Source organism: Synechococcus sp. H55.8, assembly GCF_047462375.1.
GTDB lineage: Bacteria > Cyanobacteriota > Cyanobacteriia > Thermostichales > Thermostichaceae > Thermostichus.
The window spans coordinates 43,570-59,867 of the sequence record NZ_JANSJC010000001.1; the positions used below are offsets into that span (position 1 = coordinate 43,570).

The 16,298-nt window shown below is 61.2% G+C and carries 13 protein-coding genes and 1 tRNA gene; 7 read left to right on the forward strand and 7 right to left on the reverse strand.

Going from position 1 to position 16,298, the window contains the following annotated elements:
- From NW862_RS00215 to NW862_RS00235, 5 genes are all read right to left on the reverse strand, one after another.
- On the reverse strand, positions 1–2,508 hold the full coding sequence (locus NW862_RS00215) for a sigma 54-interacting transcriptional regulator (RefSeq protein ID WP_414335310.1): 2,508 nt from the start codon (positions 2,506–2,508) through the stop codon (positions 1–3).
- Between the two features lie 104 nt (positions 2,509–2,612).
- Entirely contained in the window at positions 2,613–4,217 is a 1,605-nt protein-coding gene (locus NW862_RS00220; protein ID WP_414335308.1) for a DUF6930 domain-containing protein, read from the reverse strand.
- Positions 4,218–4,380: 163 nt separating this feature from the next.
- A tRNA-Thr gene (locus tag NW862_RS00225) sits at positions 4,381–4,453 on the reverse strand.
- Positions 4,454–4,820: 367 nt separating this feature from the next.
- Positions 4,821–5,516: a TPM domain-containing protein gene (locus NW862_RS00230; protein WP_414333758.1), complete on the reverse strand. Its 696-nt coding sequence runs from the start codon at positions 5,514–5,516 to the stop codon at positions 4,821–4,823.
- A 251-nt stretch (positions 5,517–5,767) separates the two neighbouring features.
- Complete coding sequence (locus NW862_RS00235; RefSeq protein ID WP_414333714.1) at positions 5,768–6,922, reverse strand: FAD-binding oxidoreductase; 1,155 nt, start codon at positions 6,920–6,922, stop codon at positions 5,768–5,770.
- Positions 6,923–7,235: 313 nt separating this feature from the next.
- Between NW862_RS00235 and NW862_RS00240 the strand changes: the two genes are divergently transcribed.
- The 7 genes from NW862_RS00240 (at position 7,236) to NW862_RS00270 (ending at position 14,382) form a co-directional block, all read left to right on the forward strand.
- Positions 7,236–8,225, forward strand: a complete 990-nt coding sequence (locus NW862_RS00240; RefSeq protein WP_414333715.1) for a cytochrome c oxidase subunit II — start codon at positions 7,236–7,238, stop codon at positions 8,223–8,225.
- A 56-nt stretch (positions 8,226–8,281) separates the two neighbouring features.
- Positions 8,282–9,988: a cytochrome c oxidase subunit I gene (gene ctaD, locus NW862_RS00245; RefSeq protein WP_414333717.1), complete on the forward strand. Its 1,707-nt coding sequence runs from the start codon at positions 8,282–8,284 to the stop codon at positions 9,986–9,988.
- A 131-nt stretch (positions 9,989–10,119) separates the two neighbouring features.
- Entirely contained in the window at positions 10,120–10,731 is a 612-nt protein-coding gene (locus NW862_RS00250; protein WP_414349034.1) for a cytochrome c oxidase subunit 3, read from the forward strand.
- Positions 10,731–10,880: a hypothetical protein gene (locus tag NW862_RS00255; protein WP_414333721.1), complete on the forward strand. Its 150-nt coding sequence runs from the start codon at positions 10,731–10,733 to the stop codon at positions 10,878–10,880. Before NW862_RS00250 ends, NW862_RS00255 begins: the two co-directional genes overlap by 1 nt.
- A gap of 139 nt (positions 10,881–11,019) precedes the next feature.
- The gene (locus tag NW862_RS00260; RefSeq protein WP_414426824.1) at positions 11,020–11,580 is read left to right on the forward strand and encodes a DUF2062 domain-containing protein; all 561 of its coding nucleotides are present in this window, start codon (positions 11,020–11,022) and stop codon (positions 11,578–11,580) included.
- 191 nt (positions 11,581–11,771) lie between these two features.
- Positions 11,772–12,560 carry a type I methionyl aminopeptidase gene (gene map, locus NW862_RS00265; protein WP_414333759.1) on the forward strand — a complete coding sequence of 263 codons (789 nt, stop codon included), beginning with the start codon at positions 11,772–11,774 and terminating at the stop codon, positions 12,558–12,560.
- A gap of 7 nt (positions 12,561–12,567) precedes the next feature.
- Positions 12,568–14,382, forward strand: a complete 1,815-nt coding sequence (locus NW862_RS00270) for a chloride channel protein (RefSeq protein ID WP_414349036.1) — start codon at positions 12,568–12,570, stop codon at positions 14,380–14,382.
- Positions 14,383–14,398: 16 nt separating this feature from the next.
- Here the strand turns inward: NW862_RS00270 and NW862_RS00275 are convergent, their stop codons facing one another.
- Both NW862_RS00275 and murG read right to left on the reverse strand, forming a co-directional pair.
- Complete coding sequence (locus tag NW862_RS00275) at positions 14,399–15,049, reverse strand: endonuclease III domain-containing protein (RefSeq protein WP_414333727.1); 651 nt, start codon at positions 15,047–15,049, stop codon at positions 14,399–14,401.
- 145 nt (positions 15,050–15,194) lie between these two features.
- Positions 15,195–16,283, reverse strand: a complete 1,089-nt coding sequence (murG, locus tag NW862_RS00280) for an undecaprenyldiphospho-muramoylpentapeptide beta-N-acetylglucosaminyltransferase (RefSeq protein WP_414333729.1) — start codon at positions 16,281–16,283, stop codon at positions 15,195–15,197.
- Positions 16,284–16,298 lie beyond the last annotated feature (15 nt).

Sequence of the window (16,298 nt, forward strand, 5' to 3'; positions counted from 1 at the left end):
TCAAATCCCCAGCACCTGCCACAAGCTCACCCCCAACCCCAGAGCGCCCAGATGGTAGGGCCACTGCAAGCTCTGGCGGGCAATTTTGCCCGTGAGGGCCCAAGAGAGAAGCACTGCCAGGATCAGCGTGGATCCCTGGAGAAACTGAACTACCGCCGGGTGCGCCTGCCACAGCACGGGAAGAGCAGATCCCGTCTGGGAAAAAGTTGCCCAGGTTACCGGCAGCACCTGCCCCGCCTCCGTTAAAAACAGGGGCCAGTAGAAAGCCAACGTTCCCCCCAAAACCAAGGGCAGATAGCCGTAGATCATCTCCGCAAAGGGTCGGGGTCGCGCCCCCCGGCCCAGCCGATGCCACAACCAAGCCAATCCCCAAGCTGCCAAAGGCACCAAGCTGGGAAACCCCAAAGCCAGCAAAGCGGCCCCCAGATGGGGCCAAAACTGCCGTAGATCCCAGCTCAGACCCCATTGGGCCATCTGTTCTGCCAACCGCGGCAGACAGTGTAGGTAGATGCCTCCCAGCAACAACAGCAGCAAAGCAATTTCGGCAGCGCGCGGCGTATGGGTAGTCCACAGCTCGATCCCAGGTGGGCGCAGGTTGAACTCCACCGAGCGATGGGGACAGGCTTTGAGGCAAGTCATACAAAGGACGCAATCTTTGTTGTCTTGCAGTTGCGCCGGATGGGAGTAGAGGGGACAGCCTCCCGTCGCCATGCCTTCCCCCTTCTCGGGCCCTCCTTTGTAGCACTGGTAGGTGGTGCATTCTGCCGAACAGGTGCCCTGCTGCGCCCGCAGCTCCGTCATCGAGAGCTTGGCGTAGAGGCCGTTCATGCCCCCAATCGGGCAGAGGTAGCGGCACCAAAACCGCCGCTCAAACACCAGTGAGCAGGCCACCGCTCCACCAGTAATCAGCAGCAGCAGCCACCCCGACAGGTAAGCCGTATTGGGCAGATCCCAGATCTCCTCCCACAGGAAAATCAACGCAAACCCGGCAAACAGCACCCAGCCGCCCCAGCGCTCCGCCGGCTGTCGCGGCCATTTCTGCAACTGCCGCGGCCAAAGCCATAACGACAGCCTCTGGATCAACTCCCCATAGATCATGAAAGGACAGACGGCACACCACACCCGTCCCAAGAAGGGAAACACCAGCAGCACCAGCGGCCACCACCAGGCCCAGAAAAGATTCAACCCCACATTGTGGGCCCGATCCTGAGGCCCCCAAAAGAGGAGAAACACCACCAGGGTATAGAGGGGCAACACCAGGCCGTAGTTGAGGCGATCCGGCCACCAAGGGCTGCGCAGCAGGCGACGCAAGCGGGGATAGACGTTGAGCAGGTTGAGGCGAAACCGCTTGCCCCGAGGCTGGGAAGCCCAAAACACCTCTTCCCCCAGCACGCTCGCCCCCGCGGCCTGCACTGCCGCCCGCTCGACCAGGCTGCGCAGCTCCCGCGAGTTGCCGGGAAAGTCGTAGCTCTGCAAGCGGCGCAGCGCCTCCGGCGAGAGCTTGGGCTTGGGGATCCCGCGCCGGCGGCTGTAGAGGCTGAGAAAATAGTCGGCCATGGCTTTGATATCGGCCTTGCGCACCCGCAGCGGCGGCACTTTGATGGCCATCGCCCAAGGGTCAAGGGCGGGGATGGGCCGTTCTGACACCATCAGCAGACGACAGCGACAGGGGCGCTCCTCTCCCGGCTCCCCTTCCCCCCGCTGCACAGGGGTGTAGGATCCCGTCTCCAGCAGGCGCAGCAACTTGGGCATCAGCTCGGCGGGCAGCTCGTGCAGGTTGTTCAACAGCAGCGTGCCCTCTCCCAGCCACTCCAGCAACCCCGGCTTGCCCCCCGTCCGCCCGAACAGATCCGCCCCACTGGCCTGCAGGGCGCTGCAATCCACCTTGATCATGGGCTGGCGCCGCCGCGGGGATCCAAAATGGATCAGGGCGGCGACGTTGTCTTTTTCCAGGCCCGGCTCCCCGAAGATCAACACCGGCTTGCCGCTCTGGGCTGCCTCTTTGATCTGCTGCCGCAGGCGCACCGCGTAGCGGCTGGAGCCGACGATCCCCCGCTCCACCTTCGGCACCAAGTAGGGGCGCAAAGCCACTTGCCGCTCCTGCTCATAGCTGAGGCGATCTTGAGCCTGGGCCAGCGCCTCGGCCAATTGCCCCGAGTGCTCTGCCAGCCAACGGCGCACCACCGCAGCCGGGATCCAACCCCGGATCCCGGCGGAAACGGCCACCAGATCCCGCCGCAGGGGCTGCTCCGCCAGGACTTCCCCCAGATGAGCCACCGCGCCAGGCAGCAGGTTGAGAACCTCCCCGGAATGGGGATCCCGCTCTTCCCAGCGTCCCTCCAGCAAAATCTGGATCCCATCCGGCAGGGTTCCCGCCTCTGCCAAAACCTCTCCCTGGCCAAAGGGATGATCTTGCATTTGCTCTGCCAGAGGATACAAGCTCTCCGACGTCAGGCTTTGAAACAACGTCTGCGCTTTCAGCCAGCGGGCACGCTCAACAGGAGTCATCTGCAGTGCCTCTGTTGTCTTGGGATCCCTTAGCTGCATTATCTTGCCTCTTTTGAGCAGCTTCCAGCCTGTTGGGATCCTTAATTTGAACAACCTCTGGCCAGTCAAGGCAAATGCAACTGCCGGCCGATGCGCACCATCGGCCCCAGCCCCAATCCCGTCGGGTTGAGCGCCTGCATCTCAAATAGGGCCAGAATGTGGCGCACTTGCAGCTCTGGAGTCACAGAATTCACCCCCATCGCCACCACCAAGCCGCAATAGCCACCCGTCGCCCGGCACCACCGTTCCCAGCGCTTGCGGGCCATGGAGTGAACGGGATCATCTTCGGGAAACTCCCCGAACAGGTGCAGGTCGCGATTGCCCGTTTGCACAATTTCCAGGTCGTAGCGATCGCCATCGAAGGGATCTACCCCTGTGTTGAAACAAACGCCCTGGGGCCCGCCTTCTCCACGCAAATTCTCGATCAACTGCTTCGCTTTGGAGCGGGAAGTGCGCACGATCACCACCGGCAGCCCTTCTCCCCTTTGCACCAGCTTGCTTTGCGGGAGTGGATGCCACTGCCCCGTGCGACGCAGCATTTCCACCGTTGTCCACGGCAACACCCCCAGGCCCAGTTGGGCACCCTCAGGCACCAAATCATCCCGCAGCAGGGTTTGGGTGTGCTCCTCCTCCTCTTCGTCTCCTTCCAGCTCCAGAAGCTCTGCAGCCAAGTCTGGCAAGGTGCGCACTTGCACCGAGAGGGTTTCCCCTTCCGCCTGGGGGTTGGGAATGCGGTACCGACCCTGATAGGGTTGAAAGTCCTCTTCCAGCCTGCGGTGGTACTGCTTGAAGAAGCGATGCAAGGCTTCCAGGGCCACCGCCAAGACCGCCGCCTCATCCTCCTGCAAAGTCACGCGCAAGCCTTCCAGAGGGTGAATGGTGCCGAAGTTCGGCTCAATTTCATCGGGATCCAACTCTGCCAAGTCCAGGTCTGGCAGTTCGTTGAGCTCAGGATGGCGAGCTTGAAAGGTGAGATAGAGACAATCTTGCCTGAGGAAGGCCTCTTCCATCTCTTCGGGAGTATCCGGCTGCCCCGCATCCTGGCGAAACTGTTTGAGGGAAGGCAGCGAGCGATAAAAAAGCACCCCATACTCCATGCCCAATCGCCCCATCACCGAGACGTAAAGGGTTTGGATATCCCAGTGGTTGAGGTCGAGCGCTAAGATTTGGTGATCCTCTAGGTAATTCCAGGGAGCATCTCGCCAGAGGGTGAGGGCTCTGCCGGCCAGCAGCTCAGCATAGTTTTCTGGCAGCGGGGGAGGGATCCGCCCGTTGGCCTCTTGAAAGCTCTGCAGGATCTCGTCGATCAAGGGCAATGCCGGCTGGCATTCCACCTTGATGTCCAGCTCGTGCAGAATGCCGCGCAAGAAAAACTGCACCTCTCGATCCCGCACGACGATCTTTTGGGGACGAGCGGGCGAAGCAGCATGGGGCTGCTCCATAGCCATGATCAAGGTTCGCACCATCGGCTCAACACCCGAGCCAGCGGGCACCACTTCCATGGCCCGTACCACTCCCTGGATGCCATCCACCCACAGGATGCACTCCCCTTCCGTTTGCGATCCCAGGGGCGGCAATCCCAAGAGGGTGTGGCGATCCCCTTCCCACACCGAGGGCACCTGGGGCAACTTTTGCAATCGACGAATCGTGGCGGCTGGGAGACCGGACATAGACATCCAAGCAAGAATTCAGGAGAACAACCCAAGCGGCTGAGTGGATAGGCCCAACCAAGCAGGGATCCCGCTGCAGCCATCTAACCACCAGTGTAGAAGCTGAGTTCCGCTTCAGCGAGAGGACAGACATGGCAGAGTCAAGCCCTACAGCGGCCAAGAAAGCTGATGGTCAGACTCGAACTGACGACCGCTCGATTACAAGTCGAGTGCTCTACCAACTGAGCTACACCAGCAGTTTAGGCTTGTCGATTCTAGCATTTTCCAGCCTTGCCCCCCAAGTGGCAGGCTCGGACGGGGAGATATAGTCGTTTCCAACAAGATTAAGATACTTTGCCGCCAGCCCAAGCGCTCCGCGTCGCTGCCCTCACCCCCAGCCCCTCTCCCAGCCCTCACCCCCAGCCCCTCTCCCAGAGGGAGCAGCCCTCACCCCCAGCCCCTCTCCCAGAGGGAGAGGGGAGTTATAAGCACCGCTGCAAGGACTTCGTCCGAGGAGCGCCAGCGGAATGGCCGACCAGACTGCTCGCACAAGCGGGCCGTAAGCTTTATAAGTGCCGTTGGAAAACCGCTGATCCTCGATGCTGGGAGTCTGTCAAGAGTCGGCTATTGCTGATCCACTGCCGGGCGAGCAATGGGAGCTAGGTAGATCACCAAGGCCCCTGCCAGAAACCCCAAGACATTGCGCAGCAAGGGGATCCAGTCCTGGGTGCGCGTGACCACCGGGCCAATACCGAAAGCCCCAAACAAAATGAACCACAGAGGAGAAATGAGCAAAGCCCAGCGCCAGTTAAACAGCTCCTCCGCATGGCGGGGCTTGCCGGCAAATCCGAACACGATCCCTCCCAAAATCGAGGTCACCAACGTCAGGATCCACTGCTCTTGAGGCAGGCCGGGCACCACCCGGCAGCCCCCCTGGTGAAAACAGCGATCCAAGACGTCGACGGTCTCCAGGATGGCGCGCTGAGTACCGTGCTCCCGCACGTAGAATTGGTTGCCAAAGCGAGATTGCAGCTCAATCCAAAAGGTGCGCGGCAAGATCTCTCGCACGGCATCCCCCACATTAAACGCCAGCAAGTTGCCGCCCCTGGGATCCGCCACCATCAAAACGCTGCGCTCATTCAGGCCCCAATACTCTTTCACTTGCCGGCCCGGCGTTTGGTCAAACTGAGTCAGCACCCGCAGCTTCCAACCGGTGTCTTGCTCTAGCTTGTTCAGGTGCTGCGCCAGTTGGGCTTCTTGGCTGCTGGTCAACTGATCCGCTAAGTCCAAAACCGGCAGAGGCGGCTGAGGCAGCTCCATCGGCACCACCGGCAGGGCCGGTTGCGCCCAGGTCAGGGATCCTCCGCCGACCCCAATCAACAACCCAATGCAAAAAATCACCCCAATGCGGAGTATCCGTTGCCACTCAATGCTCATGCTGACCTCTTTTTTGGCTTTGACGCTGAGATCCTGAGAAGTGATATTAAGAAATGTTTCAAGTTCTTATAGATCTATCATGCACCGGAACCAGCCGTTTGGCCAGCAGGATGCCGGGGAAGAAGCGGTGGCCTTCATATCCAACTGGGGCTAAAGGTGCCGGTGGGGTCGAATTGCTGCTTCAGCCTGCGCATCAAGCTGGTGGCTGGGCCAAAGTCGGGGGGAAGAGCCCGCTTCAGGGCCGGTGGGGCTTCCAGAAGCAGGAGAAATCCGCCCACAGACTTGAGGTGGCGCTGCAGTTGCAGCAGGGATCCCACTTCTGGCTGAACCAGCCAAGCCCGTCCCAGCCCACAGCCGCGGTGCAGTTGCACCTGCGCCTCGGGAAACAGAGCTTGAAACTGCTCCAATGTGGCCAGGCTCTGGTTGGGCAGGCACCCAAACTTGGCCAGCACCGCCTCTGAGCCGGGTTGAGGCAGGGGCAGAGAGCTGGGACTCACTTCCTGCAAAGTTAGCCCTGCGGGGGCCAGCCGCCGCATTTGGGTCATCTGTTGGGCAACCGCTCGCTGCGAGCCATGAAAGCTGAGCCAGGCCTGAGCTCCCCCTGCCCTCAGCCAGAGATCCACCCCCACAGGGTTAACCGGGCCGGTCAGCGCCTGCCGACACAAGACCTCCAACTCCGGCAGGGATCCCGTAGCCAGCAACGCAGACTGGGCTGCTGGCAAAGGATAAAGCCGCAGGGTTACCTGGGTCAGAATCCCCAAACTGCCCAGGGATCCGGTGAACAGCTTCATCAGGTCGTAGCCGGCAACATTCTTGACAACCCGCCCGCCTGCTTTGGCCACCTCCCCATCCGCCCGCACCCAGGTTATGCCCAGCAGCAAGTCGCGGATCCCACCGTAGCGCCAGCGCAGAGAACCTGTATCGGCGGTGGCGATGATGCCCCCTAGGGTGGCCCGATCTGGATAGAGGGGATCCACCGGCCACCATTGCCCCCGCTCTGCCAAGATGGGTTGCAGTTCTGCCAGGGTCATACCGGCTTCCACCGTGACGGTGAGATCGGCAGCCGCATGGTCGATAAGCCGGCGTAAGCCAGAGGTGCTGAGAGCCAGATCCACCGGCTCGGCAACCTGGGCCCAGCTCCACTTGCTCCCCTGCCCCAGCGGCAGCACCTTCCGCCCCTGGCACTCCTTGAGGATGCCGGCCAACTCCGAGACGGTCGATGGGGTTTGGATCGGCAGGGGATCCCCTAAGCCAGATAGAAAGGTCGCCGATGAATGGGGAAAAGACATTGGCGAAACAACGGTGCAGAATCTCTCTAACCCCCCAACTGGCGGGGTTATCCCACGCTACCTCAGGCTACGGGCAACGAGAACCTCTGTTCGGAGAGATGCCTCTCCACCAGAGTCGTGTAGTACGGCCCCTGCGCAGGTCTGCCGAAACTGCCGATCCCTGGAAGATCCTGAAGAGATCCATAAGCCTGAGCCATCCTCTCCGATTCCTGTGAGCTAGCATCTGAGAGGTATAAAAAGCCAAGTTCAATCCGGCAGGCCCTATTGGGCAATCTGCTGGAGTAAGCATCTCTTGCAGTGGGGAAAAGCAGTCGTGAGTGCCCTGAGCAACATCCTTTTGGTGGGTATCGGAGTTCTGCTGACCCTGGCCAGCCTCTGGTACGGCCAGAACCACCATCTGCTTCCCGAATCAGCAGCCGACTCAGCTCCCTTGTTCGATAGCCTCTTCAACAGCACGATCACCATCGCCACCGGGATCTTCTTGGTGGTGCAAGGGGTACTCCTCTACTGCATTATCCGCTACCGTAAGCGGCGGGGCGATCGAGGAGATGGGGATCCCAACCACGGCAACGTGCTGCTGGAGATCGTGTGGACGGCGGTGCCGGCGGTGATCATCCTCTGGTTGGGCCTGGCCAGTCTCGATGTCTATCAGGCGGTGTATGGGGGCGCCGATGTTGGCGGCCACGTCCACGCGGCCATGGCGATGGGGTCTGCCTACGAGGCAGAAGCCGGGGATCCGGGCTATGCTTACACCCCTGCAGTGCTGCCCGGAAAAGAAACAGGCCGGCCAGAGCTGGTGGTTCAAGTTCAGGGCATGCAATATGCCTGGATGTTCACCTATCCGGAGTCGGGTTTGGTGGCCGGCGAGCTGCACCTGCCTCTTAACAAGCGGGTGCGCTTGAACATGACGGCTATGGATGTCAACCACGCCTTTTGGGTGCCGCAATTTCGCCTCAAGCAGGATCTGATCCCTGGCCGAGAGACTCACCTAGAGTTTGTGCCCACGCAGCTAGGAACCTATCCCATCATCTGTGCCGAGCTATGCGGCCCCTACCATGGGGTGATGGCTGGGCAACTGATTGTGGAGACGCCGGAAGAGTTCGAGCGCTGGCAGCAGGAGCAAATTGTGGCTGCTCGGGGCGGAACCGGCGCCCTGGCCTTGGCTGAGCGCCACCCTCACCCACAATCTGCCTTTGTCCAAGTTCACCAGCAGCGTTTGGGCCTCTCGCCTGCTGATCTACTCCAACTGCCCAAGGACTCCCTCTCGCTGACGCAAACGGGATCCCTTCCCTCAGCGGGCTAGAGAGATCCCTTTCCCCTTGACGGACGTTCTGGTGACGCCAGTAGGAGCCTTTTGCCATGACCCAGCTACAGGACAATCCCACCTTTGCCGCCGCCCCCAAAGCCAGCCTGGAGCCTGCCGCCGAGCCTTGGTGGCGCTTTTTTACCTTCTCCACCGACCACAAGGTGATCGGGATCCAGTATTTGGTGACCACCTTTTCCTTCTACTTGGTGGGGGGAGCGCTGGCTACAGCCGTGCGGGCCGAGCTGGCCACCCCCGAAGCCGACTTTCTCGGTTTTGAGCGCTACAACGGCGCCTTTACCTTGCACGCCACAATCATGATCTTTTTGTGGATTGTCCCGGCTTTGATGGGGGGCTTTGGCAACTACCTGGTGCCGCTGATGATCGGGGCGCGGGACATGGCTTTTCCTAGGCTAAACGCCGTCGCCTTTTGGCTAATTCCACCCAGCGGCCTTTTGCTGCTGGCTAGCCTCTTCCTCGAGGCCCCGGCAGCGGGTTGGACCTCGTATCCGCCGCTGAGCCTCATCAGTGGCAAAGTGGGAGAAGAACTCTGGATCCTGAGCATTTTGTTAGGCGGAACCTCTTCCATTCTGGGGGCCGTGAACTTTATTACCACCATCCTCAAGATGCGCATGCCCGGCATGAAGATGGAGGATATGCCTCTGTTTTGCTGGGCGATGCTGGCTGCTTCCATCATCACTCTCATCGCGACGCCGGTTCTGGCTGGGGCGCTGATCCTGCTTAGCTTTGACCTGTTGGCGGGCACGGCCTTCTTCAACCCCAGCGGCGGCGGGGATCCGGTGGTGTACCAGCACATGTTCTGGTTTTACTCCCACCCGGCGGTGTACATCATGGTTCTGCCGGTGTTCGGCATGATCTCGGAGATCTTGCCGGTGCATGCCCGCAAGCCCATCTTTGCCTACAAAGCCATTGCCTACTCCAGCTTGGCCATCTGCTTTTTGGGCTTGATTGTCTGGGTTCACCACATGTTTACCAGCGGTACCCCCGACTGGATGCGGGTGTTCTTCATGATCGCCACCATGGCCATTGCCGTTCCCACCGGGATCAAGGTGTTTAGCTGGCTGGCCACTCTCTGGGGCGGCAAGATCCACTTCCGGTCAGCCATGTTGTTTGGCATGGGCTTTATCTCCATGTTCGTCATCGGCGGCTTGAGCGGGATCATCCTTGCTTCGGTGCCGTTGGATATCCACGTCCACGACACCTACTTTGTGGTGGCCCACCTGCACTACGTGTTGTTTGGCGGCAGCGTGTTTGGCATCTATGCCGGCCTCTACCACTGGTTCCCCAAGATGACCGGCCGGCTGCTGAACGAGTTCTGGGGACGGGTGCATTTTGCGCTGACCTTTGTCGGCTTCAACATGTGCTTTTTGCCGATGCACAAGCTGGGTCTAATGGGCATGCCCCGCCGCGTGGCTCAGTACGACCCGCAATTTGCCGACCTCAACTGGATTAGCTCGGTGGGGGCTTTCATTCTGGCCATCTCCACGCTGCCCTTCTTGGTGAACGCCATCTACTCTTGGGTAGCTGGGCCCAAGGCCGGAGACAACCCCTGGCAGGCTCTAACTCTGGAGTGGACAACTTCTTCCCCACCGCCTGCCCACAACTTCTACGGGGATCCCATCCTGCTAACTGGCCCCTACGACTACGGCCTGCACAGCAAGGAGACTTTGGATTACTTGGCCGCCCAGTTGCAGAGCTTGCGGGAGCTGGCGCTGGCTGAGGCGGAGCCTACTTCTTCTTAGCAGGAGACTTGCCCGCTGGGTATCCATCCTCTGCTCGTCGGGTATTCCCGTCTTGATCTTGGCTGGGCTGCCCCTACAGTTTCAAGAAGTCTCTGGAATTTGGCGAGAATTGATTTTAAGTGGACAGGAATATGCAAGGATCCCTCGCTTCTGATGCCTTGATGGTCGGCCACACTCAGGCCCATGCCGCTCATGCCGAGCACCCAGATCATCGCGTTTTTGGTCTGCTGATGTTCCTGGTAGCGGAAGGCTGTCTATTCTTGGGCCTGTTCATGGCCTATTTGGCCTACCGCCTCACGGCCCCGGTTTGGCCACCGGAAGGGACGCCGGAGCGGGAATTGCTCTTGCCTGGGATCAACACGGCAATCCTCCTCTCCAGCAGTTTGGTTATCCACCAGGCCAAGCCTGCCATCCAGGCCAATAACGTCAAGGGATTGCGGCTGTGGTTTGCCCTCACTGCCCTGATGGGGGCCATCTTCCTGGCCGGGCAGCTCTACGAGTACAGCCACCTGGAGTTTGGCCTCACCACCAACTTGTTTGCCAGTACCTTCTATGTCTTGACGGGGTTCCACGGGCTGCACGTGGCGGCGGGGTTGCTGTTTATTTTGGCGGTGCTCTGGCGATCCCTGAAGCCGGGCCACTACAGCGCCCAACACTACTTTGGCGTCGAGGCTGCTGAGATCTACTGGCACTTTGTGGACGGAGTTTGGATTGTGTTGTTTATCCTGCTCTACTTGCTCTGATGACAACTCCCCCCGAAAAGCCTGACCCCAAGAGAGAATGGGTCGCCCTGCGATCTGGGCTGAGCATTGCCCTGTTCCTGTTTTTGGTGGCGCTGGTTTCCTACTTGAGTCTTCACTTCGTGCTGGCCTTGGTGGACAAGCTCAGCTAGCGCCCTTCAATGGATCCTCCAGCCTCATCCTGTTGCTGCCGACCTGGATTTGCCGACGGCAGGAAAGATACACTGGATTTACAGGAGTTAACACCTTCCCTCCGTTGCCCTTTTTGCCACCATGAGCCCCCTCTTTTGGTTGAGGCTGCCCTCTTTCTCTGAACCTTCGTCGGGATCCCCTGGGCTTTATTCCCGCTCCTACTCTGGATCTCAACTGGGGCCGACCTCGGCCCGCCGGGGTTCTGCCTGGAAGCGTTGGCTGCGCTATCTTTACCTGCGGCTGTTGCGGCTGCAATCGTCGCCCAAGGAAATTGCCCGCGGCTTGGCGGTAGGGGTTTTTGCCGGCTGCTTCCCGATTTTTGGCTTTCAAACCCTGGCTGCTCTGGTGCTGGCCATTCCATTTCGAGGCAATAAGTTAGTAGCGGCAGCAGGAACCTGGGTGAGCAATCCCCTCACCTATGTGCCCATCTATGCCTTTAACTATCGGGTGGGAGAATGGCTGCTGGGATCCCGGACTGTCCTTCCCACCACAGAGCTGGTGGCGGCCACTTGGCGAAACTGGATGCAGTGGGGCCTGGAGGTGTCGGGCACGCTGTTTGTCGGTTGTACGTTTGTCGGCTTTTGGGGAGCTCTCGTCAGCTATTTTCTGGGGCTGTGGTTGGTGCAGCGGATTCGTCGGCGGCAGAGAATCTGTGAGTGAGTACCTCAACTCAAACCCATCCTGGACGGGGGCAGAGGTTCGAGGTGCTACACGCCGCTGACGCGAACAATTTTCACAGATTAAGTCTAATCTAAGGTCTGATCATGGAAGACATGCGAGCGTTGTTAACAGATCTCAGCCGTCGCTCTCAGCGATGGGGAGAGCAGTTGGGATCCGCTTTGCAGACGGGCATGAGCCAGCTCGCGCAAGCTCCCCAGCCCATTGTGTTGCTCTCGGCGCGGGAACTGGAGAAGATGCGGCGGGCTTGTCGCCTGGCGGCAGATCTGCTCAAGCACCTAGAGCCGCTGGTGCGGCCGGGGATTACCACTCAAGAGCTCAACGACGAGGCGGAGCGCTGGACACGGGCCCATGGGGCCAGAAGCGCCCCTCTGGGCTACCACGGCTTTCCCAAGTCCATCTGCACCAGCGTCAACCACGTGGTCTGCCACGGCATTCCCAGCCCCAAGCAGGTTTTGCGAGAAGGCGACATCATCAACATCGATGTGACGCCGGTTTTGGATGGCTACCACGGCGATACCTCCAAAACGTTCTTTGTCGGACAGCCTTCTGAGCGGGCGCGGCGCTTGGTGGAGGTAACCGAAGAATGTCTGCGGCGGGGCATTGCCGCCGTCAAGCCGGGGGGGAGGGTCGGCGACATTGGCGCTGCCATTCAAGAATATGCCGAATCCCAGGGCTACAGCGTGGTGCGGGATTTTGTCGGGCATGGGGTGGGACGGCAGTTTCACACGGCCCCCCAGATCCCCCACTACGGCGAACGAGGGAAAGGGGAGAAGCTCCGCCCCGGCATGGTGTTCACCATCGAGCCGATGATCAACGAGGGCACTTGGGAGGTGAAGGTGCTCCCCGACAAGTGGACGGCTGTTACTTTGGACGGCAAGCTTTCGGCGCAATTCGAACATACGGTTGCCGTCACCGAAACTGGCGTAGAGATCTTGACCCTGCCTTCCCCAAGCCCTTGAGCCGATCATGAGCAGCGCCCTCGCTCTCCGCCTGCGCCTCTCTTCTGAGAACCTTCTTCTGCTGCTGGCGGCGGCAGTGGGGCTAGGCACGGGGCTGTTGGTGGTCGGGTTTCGCTATCTGATCGGCTGGTGTCGCTATCTGCTGCAAGACGTCTTTGTCGATGGCATCGGCAGAGCCGCAGAACACCATGGCCTGTGGCTGCCGGGATCCTGGTCTCTGGCTTTGGCGCCGGTGCTGGGAGGTCTGCTGATCGGCGCTTTGGGAGCAGTCGTGCCCTTCCCCAACTCGAGCCTCTCCAGTCTGGTGAGCTCCGTTCGTCCTTTGGCGCCTCAGCCCTGGTGGATCCCGCTCAAGCTCCTGGCGGCTGCCATCTCGTTGGGCGCGGGGGCTTCCCTGGGCCCGGAAGCGCCCAGTGTGGAAAGTGGCGCTTTGTTGGGATCCCTGCTGGGGCAAAACCTGCGCCTCTCGCGGGAGCGGGTGCAACTGTTGCTGGCGGCGGGGGCGGCGGCGGGGCTGGCGGCGGGGTTTAATGCGCCGATTGCCGGAGTGTTTTTGGCGCTGGAGCTGGCTTTGGCCCGCACGTTCACCACTTCTGCCGTCAGTGTGGTGGTGTTGGCGGCAGTGGTGTCGGCCCTGGTCGCCCAGGTGGGGTTGGGGGCGCAGCCGGCTTTTCTCTTGCCCACCATTACGCAGCCGGCTTTTGTCTTGCCGGACTACGAGATCCACAGCCTGCTGGAGGTGCCCCTCTATCTTGGCTTGGGCTTTTTGGCCAGCCTGGTTTCTCTGGCCTTCAGCTACACCCTGGAGTGGGGCAAGCACCTGTTCGGCAGTGGCCCCCTGGCCGCTTGGCCGGCTTGGAGCAAGCCCATTTTGGGGGGGGCGATCCTGGGCTGGGCGGGCTTGGGGATCCCGTTGGCGTTGGGGGTGGGCTATGAAACCGTTGAGTCGATCTTGCAGGCTGTGCCCTTTTCCCTTGGCCATCTGGGCCTGCTTTTGCTGGGCAAGCTGTTGCTGAGCGCTTTGAGCCTGGCCAGCGGCTTTGTGGGGGGAACCTTTGCGCCGGCTTTGTTCCTGGGGGCGGTGCTGGGGGCAGCCTACGGCCAGGTGTTGGGACAGGTGTTGCCCGCCATCGCCCTCTCTCCCCCTGTCGCTTACGCCATGGTGGGCATGGCGGCGGTGTTGGCGGCCAGTGTGCGGGCTCCGCTGACGGCCATTTTGCTGCTGTTTGAGATGACGCGGGACTACCACATCGCGCTGCCGGTGATGGCGGCGGTGGGTTTGAGCATTTGGCTGGCGGAGCAGTTGCACTCACCGGCCATCTACCCTTCCGCCCGTCGCGGCCAGGAGCCCAACAAGGGCCTGACGGTGCAAGAGGTGATGGTACCCCCTTCTCTGCTGTTGCAGCAGGATACGCCCCTGCGGGAGGCCCTGGAGCGTTTGCTGCAACAAAAGTGCCATAGCGCCTTGGTGGTGGATGGCCAGGAGCGGCTGCGAGGCATTCTCACCCTGGAAGACCTCGAGCGCGCTTTGGCTCACAGGGAAGCTGGGGAATTGGCCGAGCTGACAGTAGAGCAGGTCAGCCAATCGGCGGTGCTCACCACCTTTCCCGATGAGGCGGTGGCAGTGGCTGCCGAGCCGATGTACGAATACGATTTGCGCCAGTTGCCGGTGGTCTCGCGGGAGGATCCGGAGCATGTGGTCGGCCTCTTGGATCGGGATCGGGTGTTGCTCTCCCAAGAGATCGAATCTGTGCGGCAAGTCCTGGAGCCGGAAGTTCCTCCAGCCCAGGGCAACGGACAAGAGGGGATCCCCTCTGCGTAGAACTCTGCTGCGGGGATCAACGTTGCCGCAAGGGGGCAGAGGGGCAGGTGCGACGCAGCGGGCAGCGGCTACACTCGGGCATACGCGCTTTGCAGATGCGCTTGCCCAGCCGGATGAAGTTGACATGCAGGGAGTAGGCTTTGCCCTTGGGGATCTGCGGGGAAAGCTGAGCAAAGGTGTCGTCGGGATGTTTGGCCCGCACCAAGCCCAGACGGTTGGCCACTCGATGCACGTGGGTATCTACCGGGCAGAGATCCCGACCTAGCCCGAACAACAACACACAGGTGGCGGTCTTCAGCCCTACCCCTTTTAGGGAGAGCAGAAAGTCGAGGGCGCCGGCGTCGTCCAGGTCTCTTAGAAAGTCAAGACTGAGGGATCCCCGTCGCTCGCCAATGGCGGCCAGGATCTCCTGAATGCGGGCTGCCTTGAGGTGGGCTAAGCCGCCGGGCCGGATCACCTGGGCCAGCTCCGCCAGGTCGGCAGCCAAGACGGCCTCCCAGGTGGGAAAGGCAGCTTTGAGGGCGCGGAAGGCACGGCTGCTGTTGTAATCGGTGGTGTTTTGGGAGAGAACCGTGCCCACCAACTCGTCCAGGAGATCGGGATAGAGGGGAAGGCCGTCGGGGGTGTGGGGGCGCTGAGGGATCCCGAAGCACTGCTCTAGCTGCATCAACAGCGATTCCGTCCTGTCGGCGAGCCGGAGCTCTGGCAGCGGGGTTGACGGCTCCGTCCGAGGAGCGCAAACGGCGGGCTCAGGCGGACATTGGGAAAGACCATCCACTCTCGGCTGTACCACGGCTGGCCCTCTGGGGGAGTTAACGGGCAGAACTTTGGCAGATCTCCTGCAACAGGTGGGCTACGGCCTTGCTGGCATTGGGGGGAGCTGTGGCTTGCAAGTGGGCAGCCATTTGGGCAACCACCTGCGGCTGAGCCAACCAGGTCAACACCGTTTGCCGCAGCAAGTCCACATGCTCTTCGGATTCTCGCATGACCACACCCCCACCGCGCCCCACAAAGGCTAGGGCATTCTGATACTGATGATCCTCGGCGGCAAAAGGATAGGGGATCAAAATGGCCGGAGTGGCGGTGGCCCACAACTCCGCCAGGCTCATGGCTCCGGCCCGGCTGATGGCAAACGTTGCCCGCTGCAGCAGGGCAGCCACATCGGTGCGGAAAGGAAAGGGCCGGTAGCGGGGATGGATGGGGATCCCGGCCTCGCTGCCGCCCGTCAGATGCACAATCCAAGCCCCCGCCTCCAACCAAGCTTCGGCACAGGCGGCCACCATGCGGTTGAGGCCCCGTGCCCCTTGGCTCCCCCCTATCACCACGATCAGCGGATCCCCGTCGGGGATGGGGAGATCGGCGGGCAGGGGCTGGGGCCGATAGAACTCGGCCCGCACCGGCGTGCCCACCACTTGGGCGGCCACCCCCGGCAAATGCTCTGCCGCCTCCGCCATGCCCAGCGCCACCACGTGGCAAAATCTTCCCAGCCAACGGGTGACTTTGCCGGGGATGCGGTTGGACTCGTGCAGCAACACCGGCACCCGCAGCGAACGGGCGGCCAAGATGGTCGGGGCGGCGATGTAGCCACCGGTGGTCAGGACGATATCAAACCGTCCCGACTTGAGGAGTTGGCGTACCTGCAGGGTCGCCCGCGCCAGTTGAGCCAAGGCTCGCAGCTTGTGGAGAGGGGATCCCTGCCAGCCAGACATGGCAACCCGGTGCAAAGGGTAGCGCTCCTGCACCAGCTTCCCTTCCATCCGATCCGGCACCCCCAGCCATTCGATCTGCCAATCGGGCAACTGCTCGGCAATGGCCAAAGCCGGAAAAACGTGCCCGCCAGTACCGCTGGCAGCAACCAGCAGCCGCGGAAGCGAAACTGTGGCCCTGGCGCGTGTATCCACCCGCGTACCGGCTAG

What these genes read in the sequence shown, in the direction of transcription:
- NW862_RS00275 (WP_414333727.1), bottom strand. Translation starts at nt 15,049, where the DNA reads ATGCAGCTAGAGCAGTGCTTCGGGATCCCTCAGCGCCCCCACACCCCC.
- ctaD (WP_414333717.1), top strand. Translation starts at nt 8,282, where the DNA reads ATGACCCAGCTACAGGACAATCCCACCTTTGCCGCCGCCCCCAAAGCC.
- NW862_RS00230 (WP_414333758.1), bottom strand. Translation starts at nt 5,516, where the DNA reads ATGGAGCTGCCTCAGCCGCCTCTGCCGGTTTTGGACTTAGCGGATCAG.
- NW862_RS00250 (WP_414349034.1), top strand. Translation starts at nt 10,120, where the DNA reads ATGCAAGGATCCCTCGCTTCTGATGCCTTGATGGTCGGCCACACTCAG.
- NW862_RS00235 (WP_414333714.1), bottom strand. Translation starts at nt 6,922, where the DNA reads ATGTCTTTTCCCCATTCATCGGCGACCTTTCTATCTGGCTTAGGGGAT.
- map (WP_414333759.1), top strand. Translation starts at nt 11,772, where the DNA reads ATGAGCCAGCTCGCGCAAGCTCCCCAGCCCATTGTGTTGCTCTCGGCG.
- NW862_RS00220 (WP_414335308.1), bottom strand. Translation starts at nt 4,217, where the DNA reads ATGTCCGGTCTCCCAGCCGCCACGATTCGTCGATTGCAAAAGTTGCCC.
- NW862_RS00270 (WP_414349036.1), top strand. Translation starts at nt 12,568, where the DNA reads ATGAGCAGCGCCCTCGCTCTCCGCCTGCGCCTCTCTTCTGAGAACCTT.
- NW862_RS00255 (WP_414333721.1), top strand. Translation starts at nt 10,731, where the DNA reads ATGACAACTCCCCCCGAAAAGCCTGACCCCAAGAGAGAATGGGTCGCC.
- NW862_RS00215 (WP_414335310.1), bottom strand. Translation starts at nt 2,508, where the DNA reads ATGACTCCTGTTGAGCGTGCCCGCTGGCTGAAAGCGCAGACGTTGTTT.